This window comes from Micromonospora sp. NPDC048999, assembly GCF_040649295.1.
Taxonomy (GTDB): domain Bacteria; phylum Actinomycetota; class Actinomycetes; order Mycobacteriales; family Micromonosporaceae; genus Micromonospora.
Genome location: NZ_JBEZFI010000054.1, coordinates 16,508 through 33,505, shown reverse-complemented (window position 1 = coordinate 33,505; position 16,998 = coordinate 16,508). Strand labels below are relative to the sequence as shown.

Below are 16,998 nucleotides of genomic sequence, written 5' to 3'. Positions count from 1 at the left end.
GCGGGTCGCCGGCACGGGACCTGCCGGCGGGGTGAGGGCAGCAAGGCCATCTGACGTGCTGCGGAGCACCGCCAAGATCGTTGGGAACACGTCGGGTACAACTCGGAACAGGACGGCGGCCGCCGCCAGACCCGCCGTCGGACGCTGACAGGTCTCAGGCGCGGATCTGCTTCAGGGTGGATACCGGCCTTCTCAGCGCGCTGTCGACCAGGGTCCGTACCTGCTCGTTCGACTCCGGCCACAGCCCCAGGTACCGGTTGAGGGTGATCGTCGGGTTGGCATGGCCCAAGGCGAGCTGGACGGTCGTAACACTCGCGCCGGCGTTGATCAGCAGGGTGGCGAAGTAGTGCCGCAGGGCGTGCATCGTGTAGTCCTCGGGCAGCCCGGCCTTCGCCACGGCGCGTCCCCACGGCTTACTGAAGCTGCCGCGGTGAATCGGACGGCCGACCGCGTTGAGGAAGATCAGCTTCGCCAGACGGCGCCGCGGCCGGCGCGGGTCGGTGAGATCGTCGACCTCGACCTCCTTGACTGGGAATCGCTGAAGGTGCGCGGCGATCTCTTCGGCGGTGATGTCCGCCAGGTCCAGGTCGCGCACGCTCGTCTGCGTCTTCGGTGGCGCCAGGAACGGCTTACGGCCGGCGACGGTCTTCAGCTGCTGCACCACGTGGATCTTCCGGCGGAGGAAGTCGACGTGCTCCAGCTCCAGACCCCAGATCTCGCCCTGTCTCAGTCCGCAGCCGGCGGCCACGTATACCTGGGCGCGGTAGTGCCGACCCTGGGCGTGGGGCCGGTCGATCGGGCTGAACCCGTCGGCGAGGTCGTGCACCTGGTCGCTGGTGGGGATGTACCGCTTGGCGACGACCAGATCCGGCAGCTTGATGCCCTGGCACGGGCTGAAGCCGATGACGCGGTCCATGACGGCCGCTTTGAACATGCCAGCCACGTACGCGTAGAGCGGGTGCAGCGATGACGGTTCCAGCATCTTCGACCGGTCCAGGACCCACGCCTGGACGTGGCTGCGCCGGGCCTGCGCGATCGCCATCCGGCCCAGTGGAGTGGGCGCGAGGTGCACCCGCCATGCCCATTCGGTCTTGATCGCGGTGGAATCGACGTGCAGTTGGAGCTTGCGCCAGTCGGCGAAGTAGTCCGCCACGGTGACCTTGCCGGCGGCCGGGTCGACGTAAACGCCGCGGCTGACGTCGGCGCGGGTGTTGGCGTCGTACCGTTCGGCGTCGGCCAGCTTTGCGAACAGGGCGGCGCGGTCACGGCCTTCGTCGTCGGTGTACCGGACCCGCCAGCGCTTGCCCCGGCCGTACCGCGCGGACTTCCGCCGCTCGCCGTCCAGGCCGCGCTTCTTCAGGTACCAAAGATCGTCGACAGCCATGTGGGGCCCCTGTCAGGTCGGGCGGACGACTCGACGGGCCATGTCCAGTAGCCGCTGCGCCATTGAGGCTCGCTCGTCGACGTGCTGGCGCTGGAGGCGGCGGATCTCGTCCACCAGGTCGTCCTTGACGTCGGCCGGCAGATCCGACGCCAAGATCATGCGAATGGACTCCTCGTCCTCGGTTGGCTCCTGCGGCGCCGGCGGAGGCATGTCAGCGAGGCCGACCTGATCAGGCTCCATGAGCCCGGCACGGACCCATAGATCACGTGGCGGAACGTCGAGGGCCTTGGCGATCGCTGTCAGCTTCTCCGTGGTGGGCCGCTGCTTTCCGTTTCGCCAGTTGCTCAGCGTGCTGTGGCTGATCTCGGCGAGCTCGGCGAGTGCGCCGTCGTGCGGGATCGGCGGGTCGGCAGCCTTCTTCGCGTCGTCCAGCCATCTGAAGAAAGCCTCGCGGTTCCATTCCCGTCTCGTGCGCACACGCACAACGGTAGTTCCCGCAGGCGGTCGCGTCACGTGCGTGACCCGACGCAAACGCACCGCTCCCGGGCGGTTGTCGGCCAATGTCGTCACCCTGCCTCCTTACGGCTTTCGTGCCCCCACGCACATAGTCAACCATCAACGCTAGCGTGGGTGTCGGCCATTCGACCCACTTGCGTGCGCGCACGAACGCCGTTACCGTCCCTCACGTGAGTACACGCACGTCGCCTCCATCAGCCGGGGCGGTCGCTCTTCGCGTTGAGGAGTTCGACCGCATCACCGAGCGGATGGGCTACAGCAACGACGCAGAGCGGGCCAAGGCCATCGGCGTCTCGCACACCACCATCAGCCGGCTGCGCTCCGGCAAGATCCGACCCGGCGGACGCTTCATCGCGGCGACCTTGGCCACGCTCGGCGTCCCCTTTGAGACGGTCTTCGAGCGGGCGGCCTGACATGCCGCCGGCGAAGACCAAACCGCGCGAGCGGATGGCTGGCATCCACGAGGTAGCGGACTACCTCGGCCTCAAGGTGCAGACCCTCTACAACTGGCGGGTCAAGGGCATCGGCCCGAAGTCGAGCCGGGTTGGCGGCCTCGTCCGCTACCGCTGGTCCGACGTGGATGCCTGGCTGGAGTCCCGGGCAAAGGGCGACGCCGCGTGAAAGAGCTGCTGCTCGCCGCCGAGCCGATCCCCTACCGCGACGTGTGCTGGGCGTGCGTCGCGGGTCACCACCACGCGTGCGCCGGCTGCTCGTGCTGCGAGCAGTCACGCCGATCGCAAGAAGTTGGGGTCACCGCCCGCATGCGGTGACCCCGGACATCCCTACCCAGTCCCCCGAAAGGACATCGAGTCGAGATGACTAGCAAGCTTATCCGTCCCGGCGTCACGGCCGCAGCGGCCGCCGGGTCGGCCGTCCTCACTCAAGCCGCCGAGGCGAAGGTCGACGCCCCCGTTGCCGAGTTGGACCCGGCGACCGGTGGTCCGGAGCAGGGCCTGGTCGACGAGCCGAGGACCTGGTGGTTCACGTTCCCCGCCGGGCACCCGTTCGCGGGCCGGTACGCGGCCACGCACGGTCTGCACGACGCCGCCCGGGCGGAGGTGATCGCCCACTTCGGGGAGACGTTCATCGGCCAGTTCGCGACGTCGGAGGAGGCCGGGGTGCTCCGGGCTGGTCTGCTGCGGCTGCGCCGGGACCAGTGGCCGGCCGTCGACGGCTCGACCGACGCGCCGACCCAGGTGGTGCAGGCCGCGCCGGCGGACGGCGACAGCGCCGGCCTCGCCGCCTGCGAGGCCGGTGGGGAGCAGCCCACCGGCCCGGCCGGTGATGACGAGCAGGCCGCTGTCGAGCCCGGCGGCGACGAGCCGACGCATGGCCAGGCCGGCGGGTGGGCGGGCAGCGGGCCCGGCGAGGCCGGGGTCCGGTGCTTCTGCGGGCTGGTGTTCGACGGGTTCGGCAGCATCGCCGAGGCCGGTAAGCACCTGGATGACCACATCGCCGAGGCCAACACGGCCGCATGCGACGAGGGGCCGGAGTCGGGCGTGCCCGCCGCCGAGCTGCGGCCGGGCATGTTCGTGGCAACCGGCGACCCGGAGCAGCCTGGCCTGGAGGTGCGGCACGTCGAGCCGGCGGAGGACGGCGTCGACCTGGTCGGCGTGGTGTTCACCGGCCCGCGCTACGCCGAATACGACCGCGGTGACCTGCTGGAGCTGGTCGACAAGATGGTGGTCGACCAGGCCGCCGCGCGGGCCCGCCGCCGGGCGCACCGCGCCCGGCAGATCGAGGGGCTGTGCCGCCTGGCCGCGCTGGCGCAGCAGGACGAGTCCTTCCCGCTGCCGACCTTCACCCTGCAGGTGGGCGGTGGCCTGGACAACGTCGAGGCGGTGCGCCGCTTCGCGGCCGCCCTCGAGGTGCCGGTCACCGAGAACGAGTACGGCGCCCGGGCCGAGTGGGAGTGCAGCAGCAACGCCTACGGCGCGCCCGCGGTGCAGGTGGAGTTCACCGCCCCTCACGCCAAGAACGGTGGTGTCCGGTGACCGCCTCGCCCGCCCGGCGCGCGGTGGCCGCCCCGCGCACCCTGCCGCTGTCGATGCTGTCCGCGCTCCGGGGCCGGCTCGCCGGTGCCGGCTGGGCGTGCCGGCGTGACGCGCAGCTGGGCCGGGAGGAGTGGACCGAGCCGGTGCAGCCGGCCGGCCCGCGCGAGCCGCGCGCCGTCCGCGTCGACGAGATGCCCGGTGAGCCCGGCGTTCGGGTGGTCGAGGGCAGCAACGGCCGGGAGCGACTGGTCATCCGCTGCGTCCCCGACACCGATCCGGCGATCGTGCTGGTGACCCTCGACGTGTGGCGGATCCTGCCCGACCCAGGGGCGGTGAGCACCGGTGCTTGACGGACTGGACGTGCAAGACGGGATCACGGTGCTGCTCGCCGTCACCGTTCTGGCCCTTGGCGGCGCACTGTTCTACGTGACCCGCCCGGAGGAGGGCGAGGCCACCCAGGAGATGTCGGTGGTCGAGGGCGACCCGGTGTGGCGCGCCTTCTACGCCACCGCCCCACGCTGGCGCCGCTGGCTGAAGCTGAGCCGGAGGCCACGGTGATCGTCGCCCTCGTCGACCACGCAATCGCGTACCCGGGCATGTACGCGGCCGCTGTCCTGGCGGCGGTGTGCGCGGGCCTGCTCGCCCGGATCGCGCTGCTGCTGTACGCCGACCGGTATGACCGGTGGGTGCGGGTCGTGGGGGTGGCCGCCGCGCCGCCCACGCCGCCGGCCCGTGCCTACTCGACTCGGCCGCGGGTCAATCCGCTCTTCGTCGCGTACGTCGCCGCCCGGTCGGCCGAACACGTGGCCGCGTGCCGCGCCGGCGGGCCCGTGCCCCACGTGCGGACGGGGGACACACCCCGATGAGCACTGCGATCCGTACGGCGCTCGCCGCGCCGGAGCCCCCGCGGCGACCGCTGACCGCCGCCGACCTGACCGTGGGCGACCCGGTGTGGGTGATGGCGCTCGCCCGCTGGCGACGCGGCGTGGTCACCCAGCTGGCCCGGGTGCGTGTGCGTGTCCGGTACGTCGACCGACACGGCGATACCCGGGAGCGCTGGTTCGCGGGCATCCCAGAGAACCCCGTGCTGCACGGCGGCCTACCGGAGCCGGTGCAGTACCTGTGCGCCTCACCGTGCGGGTTCGTCTGCACCGGTGCCCCCGGTCAGACCCTCGGCGAGGTCCGCGCCGCGCACGAGCGGGCCCACCACGAGGACCTGTCTTGACCACCAACGAGCCGACCGAGGTGCGGTGCCTGGATTGCGACCGCAAGCTGCGCTCGCCCGCGGCCCGGGCCCGTCGCATCGGTGCCGAGTGCTGGCGCGAGCGGCGCCGCCAGGCCCGCGCCCAGGCCGTCCCGGTCGCCCTGCCCGGCATGTCCGGGCGGCGCGGCCGCGACGGCCAGGACGGCCCGGACCTGCTCGACGCCTACGCCGAGACGCAGGACGGCAGCTGATGACCGCGCCGAAGCCCCCCGTGCCACGGCCGTGCTCGACGTGGGACCCGGACCCGGAGCTCGGCGCGGACTGGCGCGGCCGGAAGGCCTGCCGCACCTGCCAGCGGCTCGGCGGCCCGGATGACCCGGCGCATCGCCCACGACCTCAGCCCGTACCGAAGTCCCGCATCTCGCCCGCCCTCATCGCGGCCGCGCAGGCCCGCGACGCCGCGATCCTCGGCGAGCGAGACGACCCGGAGGAGTTCCGGTGACCGAAACGATTCCCCCGACCCCGGTCGACCCGGCCCGCGTGCTGGCCGCGCTCGAGGTCCTCGGCTGGCCCGACGACCGCGAGAACGCCGCCGCACGCCCGGGGCCGAAGGACAACTACCTGCCGGGCGACTACCTGCCGGGCGTCTTCTGGGAGCTGGCCGCGGACGTGATCCGGGCCGCCGACGCGGCCAGCTCTGAGCCGCACGTCATCGAGATCCGGGCGGACGGATGGACGATCCAGCACCCGCTGTCCTGCCGGCCGCGGCTCTTCGAGTGCCCCGTCAACCGCGCGGCCGAGGCCACGCTCGACGGGCCGCCCGCGCCGGTCGGCCACTACGAGTGCGGGGTCAACGACATCGGCGACCGGTTCCTGCTCGGCGACCAGGTGGAGGGATGATCCGGTGACCCTGGACATTCAGTCAACTGAGGACGTGGCCCGGGCCCGCGCTGAGCGGATCCGCCAGGGTCTGCAGAACTGGCTCGAAACGGTGCAGGAGATCGCCCTCGCCTGGGAGCGGCGCGACTGGGCCGTCCTCGGCTACGCCACCTGGGAGGCGTACGTCGACACCGAGTTCGGGGCCGCCCGGCTGCGGCTGCCGGAGGTGCACCGGCGGCAGGCGGTGACCGCGCTGCGCCTGGTGGGCATGTCCACCCGCGCGATCGGTACCGCCCTCGGCATCAGCAAGGACACCGCCGCCCGCGCGCTGGCGTCTGTCGCAGATGAGACAGACGCCCTCCCTGCCACGGTGCAGTCGCTGGACGGCCGCAGCCGCCCGGCGACCCGCCCCAAGCCCACCCCCGCGCCGGCGGCCGCCATCGAGGAGCAGCACGGCCCCGAGGTGGGCGAGCGGGTGTGGATCGCGGCAGCCCGCCGAGGCATCCAGGCGCACGGTCTGCGGTCGACGACCAGCACCCGGTGCAGCCGATCGACCCGGACCGGCCTGACCCTGCCCGCCGAGCAGGCCAGCGAGCGGCACGCGGCCACCTGGTGCCGCACCTGCTGGCCGGACCAGACCACCCGTTTCGCGGCGGGTGACCCGTCCGAGGCTCACGACCCCCGGGCCTCGGACACGGCCGGGGCGGAGGATCGCGGCTCCGCCCCGGCCGACCACAGCGACCCGCTTGCCGGCGTAGGTGACGACTACGAGCCCGACCCGGCGCGGCGTATCGCCGCCGTTGCCGAGGTCGCGCCGGAGTACGTCCGGCCGGTCGAGCCGACCGAGACGGCCACCACCGGGCACCCAACGTCCAGCCCGGTGGTGGATGGAGCGGATACCGCGGTCTCCAGCGCGGGCGACGCCGCTCCAGCTCCCGCCCCGCCGCCTGCTTCCTCGGCTGGCGGGGTGGGGGTAGCCCCCATCCCCGGTGGGCTCACGCTGACCCAGGTCGGTCGGATACGGGCCGCGCTCGCCCACCTCAAGGCGTACGGCAGCGCCCGCGCCGGGGACCGCAGATACGAGGCGCCGTACTCGTCGACGTCGCCCGCCCTGAGCGGGGCACAGCCGGTGACGCTGGCCAGCGTCCAGTGGTGGAACGACGGCGAGATTCACATCCGCTTTCTCAAGGCGGGCGGCCACTACTGCGCGGCCTCCACCGAGTTCTACGCCGGCGACGTCGACCAGGCCATCGACCTGCTGTGCGCGCTGCGCCTGCTGCCCGCTCACCTGTCCACCGCGTACGCCGCCGGCGTCCAGGCCGGCCTGCGCGGCGGCGACGCAATCGACGGTGCACTCACTGAGGAGGTTGACCGTGGGTGACCTGCCCATCTGCCAGGGCTGGCGGAACGTGCCGGCCGGCTTGTACTCCCGGTCGCAGCTGGCCGACCTGGACTTGCCCCGCGTGCCAGCCGGCCCGGTCCGGGCCCGCGTGGAGACCCGCGACTGGCGCGACCGGAAGACCACGGTGGACCTGCACGCGCTGGCCGAGTCCGAGCCGTCGCCGGCGACGATCGGCCAACTTGAGGCGGCCCGCCGCCGCGCCGGCACATCCCGGGTGTGCGACGGGTGCGGCGCCTGCCCGGACCGGCCGCTGCCCTCGATCAACAGCCAGCACCTGTGCCGAGTGTGCGCCCGGATCACCGAGCTGCGCGAGCGCCGCGTCAAGGCCGCCGCCGACCGGATCATGGTGGTCGACTGGGCACGCAAGATCCTCGCCCCCGAGCTGCTGCTGCCGTGCGTGCTGCGCGTCCAGGCGATCCGCCGGCCGGCCGCCCCGTCCGGCCGGCAGAACCCGGAGGCAATCGCGCTGCGGGTCGACGCGGTCGACACCGCCGGCCGCCGCCTGGTCGGCACGACGATCCGGACGGCCGGGCCACGGGTGCGCGGGGTGCCCGCCGACGCCGTCGACCCGGCCACCGTGGAAGACCAGATCCGCGCTCTGCTCGCCGCCCCGGTGATCGTCACCTGGACCTCACGCGAGGACGCGCCGCTTCGCCTGCTCTACGGCACCGATCCACTGCGTCTGCCGAGCAACCCCAACGATCTGAGCTGGCGGGCCACCTACTGGCGCGGCGACGTCGACCCCGACAGCCACCAGTTCGCCCGGCGTTCCGCGATCAACCCCGGCCGGGCCGACCGGCTGCTGCTGCTTCTGCGCCGCATGGCTGCCACCGAGATCCCGGACGACCCGGCGTGACCGCGATCGGCACGCGCTCTCTCGCGCCGGACTTCCTCGACGGCGACCCGGAGATCAGGCCCCGGTGCGACGGCGCGGACCCGGAGCGGTTCTTCACCGCGAGCGAGGCCGAAGCGCAGCGGGTGGCCGCCGCCTACTGCGGGCCCTGCCCGCTCTACTGGCCGTGCCGGGGCTGGGCGCTGCGGCAGACCAACGACCTGCACGGCGTCTGGGGCGGCACCACCCAGGCACAGCGCAAACGGCTACGCAGGCAGGGCCGGTCGTGAGCGGCCGGTGGCTGGTGGCCACGGTGGTCCTCGGCCGGCCCGCGCCGGCCGCAGACCCGTACCCGCACGTGTGCGGGATCACCGTGGCCGCGACCCGGTCCGGCCAGCCGTACCGCTACCAGCGCCGCGACTGCGCGGCCTGCCACCAGCGCTCCGCAGGCGGACCGGGGTGAGCCGCCGTGTCCGCAGCCACGAACGGGGACGCCACCTCGACCCGCGACAAACTGCTCGCCGCGCTGCTGGCGGAGCGCTACGGCGCGCCGCCGCTGCCCCGGCCGGCCCCGCCGCACCCCGTAGAGCGTGCCCTCGCCGCCCGCGCCGAGGCGCCACAACCACCGCCAGCCCGCCGCCGGCACCTGGTGGTGCACCCCGGCGGATCGACCACCACGGCGGCCGCCTGACCGCCCGCACGATCGGAGACACCCTGATGCTGATCAGCCTCGACGAGGACCAGGTGGCGCTACTCACCGCCGTCGAGCAGCGGCGCGTCCACACCGACCCGCGCTTCACCCAGCCGGACTTCGAACGCCTCCCCGGCCAGCCCAGACACCGGCGCGCGACGCAGCGCCTGCAGCGGCTGAAGGACTACCGCCTCGTGGAGCTCGACCCGGACACCGAGCCGGACCGGTGGGGCGTGCGCCCGTACCGGCTGACCGGCCTCGGCGAGCGGATGCTCGCCGCAGCCCGCGAACAGGAAGCCGCCGCGGCCGCCGACGCAGACCAGCAGCCCTCGGGCAGGTGACCCGCCCTCTCGCCGTACCGCGCTCTGCTTAACCCCGGCGCGGCCACCAGTTCGGTGGCCGCGCCGAGTGCTACCGGGAGAACCATAGATGTTGATCATTGAGCCAGTTGGGGCGGCCTGATGCCCTGGGCGAAGTTCAGCGACACCAGCGCGATGCACCCCGTGGTGCTCGCGCCGGCGGCGCTCACCGACTGGCAGCCACCCCGGTGGACCCAGACGGACCTGGTCAACCTGCTGGCCGGTTTCTTCACCCGCCTGGCCGTGCAGTCGGCCGGCTACACCACGGACTACGTCGTGCTGGCCGGCACCGTCGCCACCACCGGCGGCGACAACTGGCAGCACTGGGTGGACCTCGCCGTCCGGGTCGGCTACCTGATCCCGATCGACCCGATCGACGGGCAGTCCGCGTGGCGGCTGATCGACGACTCCACCCACCTCGCCCACATCCGGCTCAAGGACGAACTGGACTGGGAGCGGCAGCGCCGCGCCGACAACGGCAACCCGGTCCTGACCGTGCCCGTACGGCTGCGCGACGGCGATGCCTGCAGATACTGCGGTGTGGTCGTCAACTGGGGCGACCAGAAGGGCGGCCGCGGCGCCACCTACGACCACTGTCGCCCCGGCCAGGCCGCGACAGGCCCGGATGACCTGCGCGTGGCCTGCCGTGCCTGCAACGCCCGCCGCAAGGACCACCCGGACGCCGACGACTGGTGTCCGCCTCGCCCGGCCCCGGCCGAGCCCTACTACTCCGCCCGTACCGTCACCTGGCTGGCCGAGCACGGCCACCAAGTGCGCCGCGGCCGGATCCCGCGACCCGCCACCCAGGCGGCCCCCGCGCCCACGGCCACCCCGCGACCCGGCACCCAGCCGGCCCCCGCACCCCGCGACCCGGCCACCAGCCGGCCCCCGCGCCCCGCACCGCCACGCACCACCACCGGCGACCCGGCTCCCAGCCGGACCACGCCAGCCCCCGCGACCCCGCCGCCGGCGGGACCCCGCGCCCCGCGACCCGGCCTCCGGCCGGGCCCCGCGACCCGCGACCCCGCTCCCGGCGGGACCCCGCCCAGCACGAACAAACGCCAAGATCAACAAGGATTGGCCAATCCGTCCAATCGCCTGACTGCGGGATCTGGATCCCCGGGACGGGAAGGGCACGGGACGGGAGCCCAGGCTCCTAGCCCTGCCACTCCACCCCGCAAGAGGCGACCCCGAGGACGAAGGGGCCGACCACCAGCACCCAGGGACCACCATGGCTGAACCCACCCAGGACCAGGACAAGCCCAACCCCACGGAGGTGACCATCAGCACCCCCGGCGTCTCCGTCACCATCAAGTCCCACGCCCCGCTCGGCGCGGTCACCAGCACCGCCGAGCGGGTCCACGAGGCCGCCGTCCGCCGGTACGCCAACGGCCGGCTCCCCGACGGCCACGGCGGCATCCTGTGAGCACGACCAGCCTGCCCGAATGCGCCTGGTGCGGCCGGCCGGACCCGACCGGCGGCTACGTCTGCCCGGACTGCTACAAGCCGATCGGGAAAGCACTGCGGGAGATGACGCGCCTCGCCGGCGAGCCGGAAGTCAACATCGCCCGGCAGGCCCGCTACGGCGACCGCGATGGCCCGCGCTCGGCCGAGCCGCCCATCCCCGTCGACCTGGAGGCGTCGAGCGCCGCGTGGGCGGCCGCGCACGTCGTGGTCACCTGGATGGACCACATCACCACCACGCGAGGTGTGCCGCTGCCGCGCCGGCCGCGCCGGCCGGTCGGCCCGTTGTGCGCCGGCGCCGGCTGGGCTGCGCTGCCCGGCCGCTGCGGCCACCCGTCGTGCGACGCGATCCGCGACTGGCGGCCGGAGCACCCGGTGGCGGCCGCGGCCCGGTTCGTCGACGAGAACCTCGAATGGCTGCGGCACTCCCCGGACGCCGGCGACGCCGGCGAGGAACTCCTCGGCGCCACGACCGCCGTGCGCCGGCTAATCGAGAACCCGTCGGCCCGCTGGTACGCAGGCACCTGCTGCGAGCCCATCGAGGGCAACCCGGGCAAGCTCTGCGACACCGAGCTTTACGCCTGGCCCGGCGTGACGTGGATCCGCTGCCCCGGCTGCAAGACCGTGCACCAGACCGGGCCGCGGATCCGGTGGCTACTGGCCGAGGCCCGGGACGTCCGCGGCACCGCCACCCAGCTGGCGACCGCGGCGGCCCGCCTCGGACGGCAGTGCACCCCCGGGCAGCTGCGGGCCCTCGCCCAGCGCGGCCGGCTACGGCCCCTCACCGTCCCGCTGCCAGAGGGCGAACATGGTCCGGAGGCGATCGAGCGGGACGCGTGGCGGCGGCCGCTCTACCGGTTCGGCGACGTGCTGCAGGTGCTGGACCAGGTCGCCGAGCAGCGCCGCCGCGACGAACTGGAGCGGGAGCGCCGGGCAGCCGAGCAGGCCGCTAAGGCCGAGGCGGCGGCCGCCGACATGCCGATGGAGACCTCCGACTTGATCACATCCTGAGCTGGGCGTACGCTCATCTGCCAGTAGGACCAGTGTGCCTACGGATGATCTACCGTTTATCGCGATGAGGCCGGGCGAGTAGCGCTTGGCCACCGAACGCCCCGCACACCCCGTCGTGCGGGGCGTTCGGCCTGGGTGGGTCGAGAGGTTCCAGCAGAGGGCGGCCACGCCGCCGGCTAAGTAGGCGAGCAACAGACCTGGCCTCTCGACTTGACCCCGGGGGGTGGCAAACGATGACCACCCGCCAGGAAAGACCCCCCACCGCTTGGCGGACCTCCCCCCTACCTCGGGGCTGGCAGTCACGCATTCGCCCACGGATCCTTCGCCGTGATTCGACGTGCCAGCTGCAAACGCACTGCCGGGGCGCGGAGAGCGTCGAGGTCGACCACGTCGACGACCCCGCCGATCACAGCGACGCGAACTTGCGCGGCGTGTGCTCTCGCTGTCACAGCCATCGCACTGGGCAGCAGGGCGCGGCGGCCGCGAACGTGTCGCGACCGTCGCGACTGCGGCCGTCGACCGGCCGTCATCCAGGTTTGCTGTGACTGAGCGTGACGAGGGGTGGGGAGGGTCCCCCCGCCCCCGGGGTGGCTGAGCGGCGGGGGTTAGCGGCTGCCAGCCTGTACGAAACTCAAATCTATACGCCCAGCTAGGAGGTGGTTTTGGTGGCGGTGGCCGGTCGCAAGCCCAAGGATGACCGCAGTCAGGTGCGGCACCGCAACCCGGCCACCCATGACTGGGCGGAGGTCGTCAACCTCCCCTACGACGGTGACCATCCGTCGCTGCCGACGCGGATGGTGCGGGTTGAGGACAAGGACGGCAAGGCGGTGTCCAAGCGCGGCGGCTGGCCGGCGGCGACCAGACGGTGGTGGGAGACAGTCAGCACCATGCCGCACTGCCGGCTGTGGGAGCCGTCCGACTGGCAGTTCGCCGTGGACTCGGCCGAGGTGCACGCCCGCTGGGTGGAGGCCACCGGCCCCGCCAGCGAGGTGCGGATCCGCGAGAAGCTGCTCGGCGTGACCCTCGACGCGCGCCGGGACCTGCGCATCCGGTACGTCGAACCGAAGACGCCTGCGGCCGGCGACGGCGCCGGTGTGGTCCAGCTCGACGCCTACCGTGACCTCTACGGCTGACCTCGGCGCGCTGGAGCTGCCGCCGGGCTACTACCTGGACCGGTGGAACGGCACCGGGGCCTGGTGCACGCTGCCGTGGCCGGCGCGGCTGGAGGACCTGCCGGCGAGCATCGGCCCGCAGATCATCGCCTGGGCGGAGTGGCGCTCCTACGACGACACCGGCGAGCCGGGTCTGATCCACCACCTCACGGGCGAGCAGTGGCAGTTCACCCCGGGCCAGCGGCGATTTATTCACCTGTGGTACGCGTACGACCCGAAAACCGGCCGGTGGCTCTATCGGCGCGGAGTCAAGCGGGGAGCGAAGGGAACCGGGAAGGACCCGTTCGGCGCGGCGCTGTGCGACATCGAGCTGGTCGGACCTGCCCGTCTGGTGCGGCGGGATGACCGTTGGATCGGTGTCCGGCACCGGATGCCGCTGGTGCAGATCGCCAGCAACAGCGAGGCACAGTCCAAGGACATGATGCGCGTCGCCAACGCGATGCTGCCGCAGGTCACCCGCGAGCACTACAGCATCGACTGCGGCGAGACCCGCACCAACCTGACCGACGGTAGCGGCGGCCGTATGGAGATCCTGACCGCCAGCGAGAAGACCGCCGAGGGTGACCCGGCGACGTACATCGCGCTAAACGAGTCGCACCACATGACGGAGAGCTCCGGCGGCCACAAGGTCGCTGCGGTGGCCCGACGCAACGTCGGCAAGTCCCCCGCCTACCTCCAGGCGCGGCTGTGCGAGTTCACGAACGCGCACGTGTCGGGCACCGACTCGGAAGGCGAGCGTTCGTTCGTCGCGTGGCAGGCACAGGTGTCCGGGCAGGCCAAACGCCGGGACATCCTGTACGACTCGATCGAGGCCCCGCCGTCAACCGACCTGTACAACGAGGCCTCCCTCGAGGCGGGCGTACGCGCGGCGTACATGGATGCCCCGTGGACCGACCTGGTGCGCAAGGTCGACGAGGTGCTCGACCCGTCAACGAGCGAGGGCGACTCGATCCGGTTCTACCTCAACGGCCTGGGCCACGCCGAGGACGCCTGGATCGACCCGCGCCGCTTCGACGACATGGCCCGACCGGGCACGGTGGTCGCGGACCGGGAGCAGATCAGCATGTTCCTCGACTGCAGCAAGTCGACGGACGCGACAGGCCTGGTCGCCTGCCGGATCTCGGACGGGCACGTGTTCACGCTCGGCGTGTGGCAGCGGCCGCACGGCGACCGCGGCAAGGGCTGGCTGGCGCCGCGGCACGAAGTTGACGCCGCCGTGCGGTTGGCGTGCAACCGGTACAAGGTCGTGTGGTTCGGTGTCGACCCGTCGCCGGCGCGCGACGACGAGGACGAGTCGCTGTACTGGATGGAGCTGATCGACGGCTGGCACCGGGACTTCCGACGGCAGCTGCGGGTGTGGGCGACACCCGGTGGTGCCCGGCAGGGGCACTCGGTGCTGTTCGACATGCGGATCAAGACGCACGGCGGGGTGCTGCGGAACAAGGCGTTCACCGAGGCTGCGATGCAGTGCCAGAGGGACATTGACGACGACTGGCCGCTCGGCCCCGACGGAGAGCCGGTCCCGGTGTTCACCACTGACGGGCACCCGGCGCTGCGGATGCACACCCACAACGCGCGCCGGCGTACAAACCCGTGGGGTGTGAGCCTCGGCAAGGTCACCCGGGACAGCAAGAAGCTGGTCGACCTGGCGGTGTGCATGGTCGGCGCACGGATGGGCCGCCGACTGGCCCTCAACAGCGGCCGGGTCCGGGTACGAGCGGCGGGAGAGGCGGTGTTCATCTGATGGCACTGACCAAGGAACAGGTCGCGGAGAAGGCCGCCGAGCTGGCGCAGGTGCAGACCGGCGAGCGGGCGCAGCTGGACATCCTGCGCCGGTACTGGAAGGGCCGGCAGCCGCTTCCCGCTGTGATCCCGTCCTCGGCGCCGAACGAGGTGCGGGAGATGGCCCGTACCTCGCGGGTCAACGTCATCGACATCGTGGTCGAGAGCCTCACCCAGGCGTTGTTCGTCGACGGGATGCATGCCAAGGACGAGTCCGGCGACGACGTGACCGTGCCGGTGTGGTCGGTGTGGACGGCCAACCGAATGAACAAGCACCAGACCGGTCTGCACCGCGCCGCCATCGCCTACGGCACCGCGTACCTGGTGATCACGCCGGGCGACCCGGTGCCGGTGATGCGGCCGGTGTCACCGCGGCTGCTCACCGCCCAATACGGCGCGGATCCGGACTGGTGCCGGTACGCGCTGGAGAAGCGGCCGGCGGCTGGTGACTGGCGGCTCTACGACGAGGAGATGGTCTACCAGCTGACACGGCGGAGCGACTCATCCGGATTCGAGCTGGTGGGCGAGCCGGTCCCGCACGGGTCGCCGTGGACGCCGGTGGTGCGCTACCGGGATGCGGAGGATCTGGACCTGGAGGACGATGCCGCGCCGGAGCTCCTCGTCGGCGGCGCCGGCGGCGACGGTGCTCTGCAGATGGTGTGCGGGCAGGTCGCGCCGATGATCCCTCTTCAGGACCAGATCAACCTCACCTCGTTCGGGCTGAAGGCGGCGGAATGGTACAGCGCGTTCCGGCAGCGGTGGATCAAGGGGTGGACCCCGCCCAACGCCGAGACGAAGATGCAGTCCGCCGCGTCGCAGCTGTGGACCTTCGACGAGCACCCCGAGGACATCGCCCTCGGCGAGTTCAGCCAGACCGAGCTGCGCGGCTACCTGGAGAGCCGGGAGGCCGGGTTGAAGTACGCGGCCACCCTGTCGCAGACCCCGGTACATGAGCTCACCGGGCAACTGGTCAACCTGTCCGCCGAGGCCCTCGCTGCAGCGGAGATCGGCCGGGAGCGCAAGGCACAGGAGCGGCAGACCGGGATGGGCGAGTCGCACGAGCAGGCGATGCAGGTCGTCGGCGCGATGATCGACCAGGTGGTGCCCGACGACGCGCAGATGATCTGGCGCGACACGAGCGCGCGAAGCTTCGCCGCAGTCGTCGACGGGCTGGGCAAGCTGGCGCAGATGCTCGGCATCCCGCAGCAGGAACTGTGGGACCGGGTCCCCGGGGCCACGCAGCAGGACGTACGCCGGTGGAAGGCTGCGGCCGCGCAGGGCGACGCGCTGGGCAACCTGACCGCGCTGCTGGAGCGGCAGGCCGGGGGTGCCGGCGCGAGCGGCGAGCGGACCAGTGCGGGCGGGCTGATCCTGCCGCCGGGTGTCGAGGCGTAGGTGGCCCGCACCGTCGCCGGCGCGCAGCTGACCGTGGCGCACCGGCAGGCGCAGCTGGTCCTACGCGCGGACGTCCTCGCGGATCTGACCCGGCTGTGGACGCTGTTCGACCACGGCGACCTGGAGGCCACGTTCGCCCGGTTCGCGACTGCGGCCGAGATCATCATCCGGCAGCGCCACGGCGACTCCACCGGCCTCGCCGCGGCCTACTTCGAGCGGTTTCGGGCGGCGGAGGGCGCGGCGGGTACCGCATACGCGGTGCTGGTAGAGCCGCCCGCGCCGGTGCTGGTGCGGGAGACGCTGCGAGTGACCGGCTTGGACGGTGTGACCGCCGCGGTGCGGGCCGGGCAGTCTGCCGCGCAGGCCAGCCGGAGCGGGCTGGTACGGGTCCTCGGGTCCGCGACGCGGCTGGTGCTCGGCGGCGGCCGCGGCACGATCGTCGGCTCAGTCCGCCGCGACCGTGAGACCGAGGGCTGGCAGCGGGTCACCTCCGGCAGCCCGTGCGCGTTCTGCGCCATGGTCGCCAGCCGCGGCCCCGCCTACGCGTCGCAGCGCTCAGCCCGCTTCGAGGCACACGACCACTGCGGCTGCTCGGCCGAGCCGTACTACCGCGGCTCGCGCACCCTCGAGGTCAACGCCCGCCTCGCCGAGGCGTGGCAGGTCGCCCAGCGGGAGGCCGCCGACGCCGGCGAGCTGAGCCGGGGCACCAGCAACGACGCGCTCAACGCGTTCCGCCGGCACCTCGCCGGCAGCGGCAGCAGCCAGTAACCAACCCCTGATGGCCGGGAGAAGAGCCTCGCAATCACGAAGCTCGAAGAGGTCATGTTCAGGGGCAACGCGGCTCTCGCCCGCGCGGGCGAGTGACAACCACCCGGCCCGGGCGGGCCGGGGCAACCACGACCCCGTGGGGTCG

Annotated in this window: 25 protein-coding genes; 23 read left to right on the top strand and 2 right to left on the bottom strand. The window is 72.7% G+C overall.

Translation table 11 applies throughout. The features are described from left to right. Positions 1-154: 154 nt before the first annotated feature. Positions 155-1,384, bottom strand: coding sequence for a site-specific integrase (locus AB0C02_RS30575; RefSeq protein WP_357552604.1), 1,230 nt, complete (start codon positions 1,382-1,384; stop codon positions 155-157). 12 nt (positions 1,385-1,396) lie between these two features. Next, the gene (locus AB0C02_RS30570) at positions 1,397-1,954 is read right to left on the bottom strand and encodes a helix-turn-helix domain-containing protein (RefSeq protein ID WP_357552603.1); all 558 of its coding nucleotides are present in this window, start codon (positions 1,952-1,954) and stop codon (positions 1,397-1,399) included. A 116-nt stretch (positions 1,955-2,070) separates the two neighbouring features. On the opposite strand from AB0C02_RS30570, the gene AB0C02_RS30565 reads away from it, so the two are divergent. The 23 genes from AB0C02_RS30565 to AB0C02_RS30455 all read left to right on the top strand — a co-directional run bounded on the left by AB0C02_RS30565 (position 2,071) and on the right by AB0C02_RS30455 (position 16,853). Continuing rightward, a complete protein-coding gene (locus AB0C02_RS30565; RefSeq protein ID WP_357552602.1) occupies positions 2,071-2,313 on the top strand; it encodes a helix-turn-helix transcriptional regulator in 243 nt (80 codons plus the stop codon). A 1-nt stretch (position 2,314) separates the two neighbouring features. Next, positions 2,315-2,521 carry a helix-turn-helix domain-containing protein gene (locus AB0C02_RS30560; protein WP_357552601.1) on the top strand — a complete coding sequence of 69 codons (207 nt, stop codon included), beginning with the start codon at positions 2,315-2,317 and terminating at the stop codon, positions 2,519-2,521. A 194-nt stretch (positions 2,522-2,715) separates the two neighbouring features. Continuing rightward, positions 2,716-3,894: a hypothetical protein gene (locus tag AB0C02_RS30555; RefSeq protein ID WP_357552600.1), complete on the top strand. Its 1,179-nt coding sequence runs from the start codon at positions 2,716-2,718 to the stop codon at positions 3,892-3,894. Next, positions 3,891-4,244 carry a hypothetical protein gene (locus tag AB0C02_RS30550; RefSeq protein ID WP_357552599.1) on the top strand — a complete coding sequence of 118 codons (354 nt, stop codon included), beginning with the start codon at positions 3,891-3,893 and terminating at the stop codon, positions 4,242-4,244. The genes AB0C02_RS30555 and AB0C02_RS30550 overlap by 4 nt, the downstream gene beginning before the upstream one ends. Continuing rightward, on the top strand, positions 4,237-4,452 hold the full coding sequence (locus AB0C02_RS30545; RefSeq protein WP_357552598.1) for a hypothetical protein: 216 nt from the start codon (positions 4,237-4,239) through the stop codon (positions 4,450-4,452). The genes AB0C02_RS30550 and AB0C02_RS30545 overlap by 8 nt, the downstream gene beginning before the upstream one ends. After that, entirely contained in the window at positions 4,449-4,760 is a 312-nt protein-coding gene (locus AB0C02_RS30540) for a hypothetical protein (RefSeq protein WP_357552597.1), read from the top strand. The genes AB0C02_RS30545 and AB0C02_RS30540 overlap by 4 nt, the downstream gene beginning before the upstream one ends. Beyond that, positions 4,757-5,119, top strand: a complete 363-nt coding sequence (locus AB0C02_RS30535; RefSeq protein WP_357552596.1) for a hypothetical protein — start codon at positions 4,757-4,759, stop codon at positions 5,117-5,119. The genes AB0C02_RS30540 and AB0C02_RS30535 overlap by 4 nt, the downstream gene beginning before the upstream one ends. Further along, positions 5,116-5,349 carry a DUF6011 domain-containing protein gene (locus tag AB0C02_RS30530; protein ID WP_357552595.1) on the top strand — a complete coding sequence of 78 codons (234 nt, stop codon included), beginning with the start codon at positions 5,116-5,118 and terminating at the stop codon, positions 5,347-5,349. Before AB0C02_RS30535 ends, AB0C02_RS30530 begins: the two co-directional genes overlap by 4 nt. Then, positions 5,349-5,600 (top strand): hypothetical protein, encoded by a 252-nt coding sequence (locus tag AB0C02_RS30525; RefSeq protein WP_357552594.1) that lies wholly within the window; start codon positions 5,349-5,351, stop codon positions 5,598-5,600. Before AB0C02_RS30530 ends, AB0C02_RS30525 begins: the two co-directional genes overlap by 1 nt. After that, positions 5,597-5,998, top strand: a complete 402-nt coding sequence (locus AB0C02_RS30520; RefSeq protein WP_357552593.1) for a DUF6085 family protein — start codon at positions 5,597-5,599, stop codon at positions 5,996-5,998. Before AB0C02_RS30525 ends, AB0C02_RS30520 begins: the two co-directional genes overlap by 4 nt. Before the next feature lie 4 nt (positions 5,999-6,002). Then, positions 6,003-7,358 (top strand): hypothetical protein, encoded by a 1,356-nt coding sequence (locus AB0C02_RS30515; RefSeq protein ID WP_357552592.1) that lies wholly within the window; start codon positions 6,003-6,005, stop codon positions 7,356-7,358. Continuing rightward, positions 7,351-8,235: a hypothetical protein gene (locus AB0C02_RS30510; RefSeq protein WP_357552591.1), complete on the top strand. Its 885-nt coding sequence runs from the start codon at positions 7,351-7,353 to the stop codon at positions 8,233-8,235. The genes AB0C02_RS30515 and AB0C02_RS30510 overlap by 8 nt, the downstream gene beginning before the upstream one ends. Then, positions 8,232-8,501, top strand: a complete 270-nt coding sequence (locus AB0C02_RS30505) for a WhiB family transcriptional regulator (protein ID WP_357552590.1) — start codon at positions 8,232-8,234, stop codon at positions 8,499-8,501. Before AB0C02_RS30510 ends, AB0C02_RS30505 begins: the two co-directional genes overlap by 4 nt. Further along, positions 8,498-8,674 carry a hypothetical protein gene (locus AB0C02_RS30500; protein WP_357552589.1) on the top strand — a complete coding sequence of 59 codons (177 nt, stop codon included), beginning with the start codon at positions 8,498-8,500 and terminating at the stop codon, positions 8,672-8,674. Before AB0C02_RS30505 ends, AB0C02_RS30500 begins: the two co-directional genes overlap by 4 nt. A gap of 6 nt (positions 8,675-8,680) precedes the next feature. Then, the gene (locus AB0C02_RS30495) at positions 8,681-8,902 is read left to right on the top strand and encodes a hypothetical protein (RefSeq protein ID WP_357552588.1); all 222 of its coding nucleotides are present in this window, start codon (positions 8,681-8,683) and stop codon (positions 8,900-8,902) included. A gap of 26 nt (positions 8,903-8,928) precedes the next feature. Beyond that, positions 8,929-9,243: a hypothetical protein gene (locus AB0C02_RS30490; RefSeq protein WP_357552587.1), complete on the top strand. Its 315-nt coding sequence runs from the start codon at positions 8,929-8,931 to the stop codon at positions 9,241-9,243. A 120-nt stretch (positions 9,244-9,363) separates the two neighbouring features. After that, positions 9,364-10,500, top strand: coding sequence for a hypothetical protein (locus tag AB0C02_RS30485; protein ID WP_357552586.1), 1,137 nt, complete (start codon positions 9,364-9,366; stop codon positions 10,498-10,500). Then, entirely contained in the window at positions 10,493-10,687 is a 195-nt protein-coding gene (locus AB0C02_RS30480) for a hypothetical protein (protein WP_357552585.1), read from the top strand. Before AB0C02_RS30485 ends, AB0C02_RS30480 begins: the two co-directional genes overlap by 8 nt. Then, positions 10,684-11,736 (top strand): hypothetical protein, encoded by a 1,053-nt coding sequence (locus tag AB0C02_RS30475; RefSeq protein ID WP_357552584.1) that lies wholly within the window; start codon positions 10,684-10,686, stop codon positions 11,734-11,736. Before AB0C02_RS30480 ends, AB0C02_RS30475 begins: the two co-directional genes overlap by 4 nt. 665 nt (positions 11,737-12,401) lie before the next feature. Then, the gene (locus tag AB0C02_RS30470) at positions 12,402-12,869 is read left to right on the top strand and encodes a hypothetical protein (protein ID WP_357552583.1); all 468 of its coding nucleotides are present in this window, start codon (positions 12,402-12,404) and stop codon (positions 12,867-12,869) included. Continuing rightward, on the top strand, positions 12,853-14,652 hold the full coding sequence (locus AB0C02_RS30465) for a hypothetical protein (protein WP_357552582.1): 1,800 nt from the start codon (positions 12,853-12,855) through the stop codon (positions 14,650-14,652). Before AB0C02_RS30470 ends, AB0C02_RS30465 begins: the two co-directional genes overlap by 17 nt. Continuing rightward, on the top strand, positions 14,652-16,085 hold the full coding sequence (locus AB0C02_RS30460; RefSeq protein ID WP_357552581.1) for a phage portal protein: 1,434 nt from the start codon (positions 14,652-14,654) through the stop codon (positions 16,083-16,085). The genes AB0C02_RS30465 and AB0C02_RS30460 overlap by 1 nt, the downstream gene beginning before the upstream one ends. Then, a complete protein-coding gene (locus AB0C02_RS30455) occupies positions 16,086-16,853 on the top strand; it encodes a hypothetical protein (RefSeq protein ID WP_357552580.1) in 768 nt (255 codons plus the stop codon). The last annotated feature ends 145 nt before the right edge of the window (positions 16,854-16,998 follow it).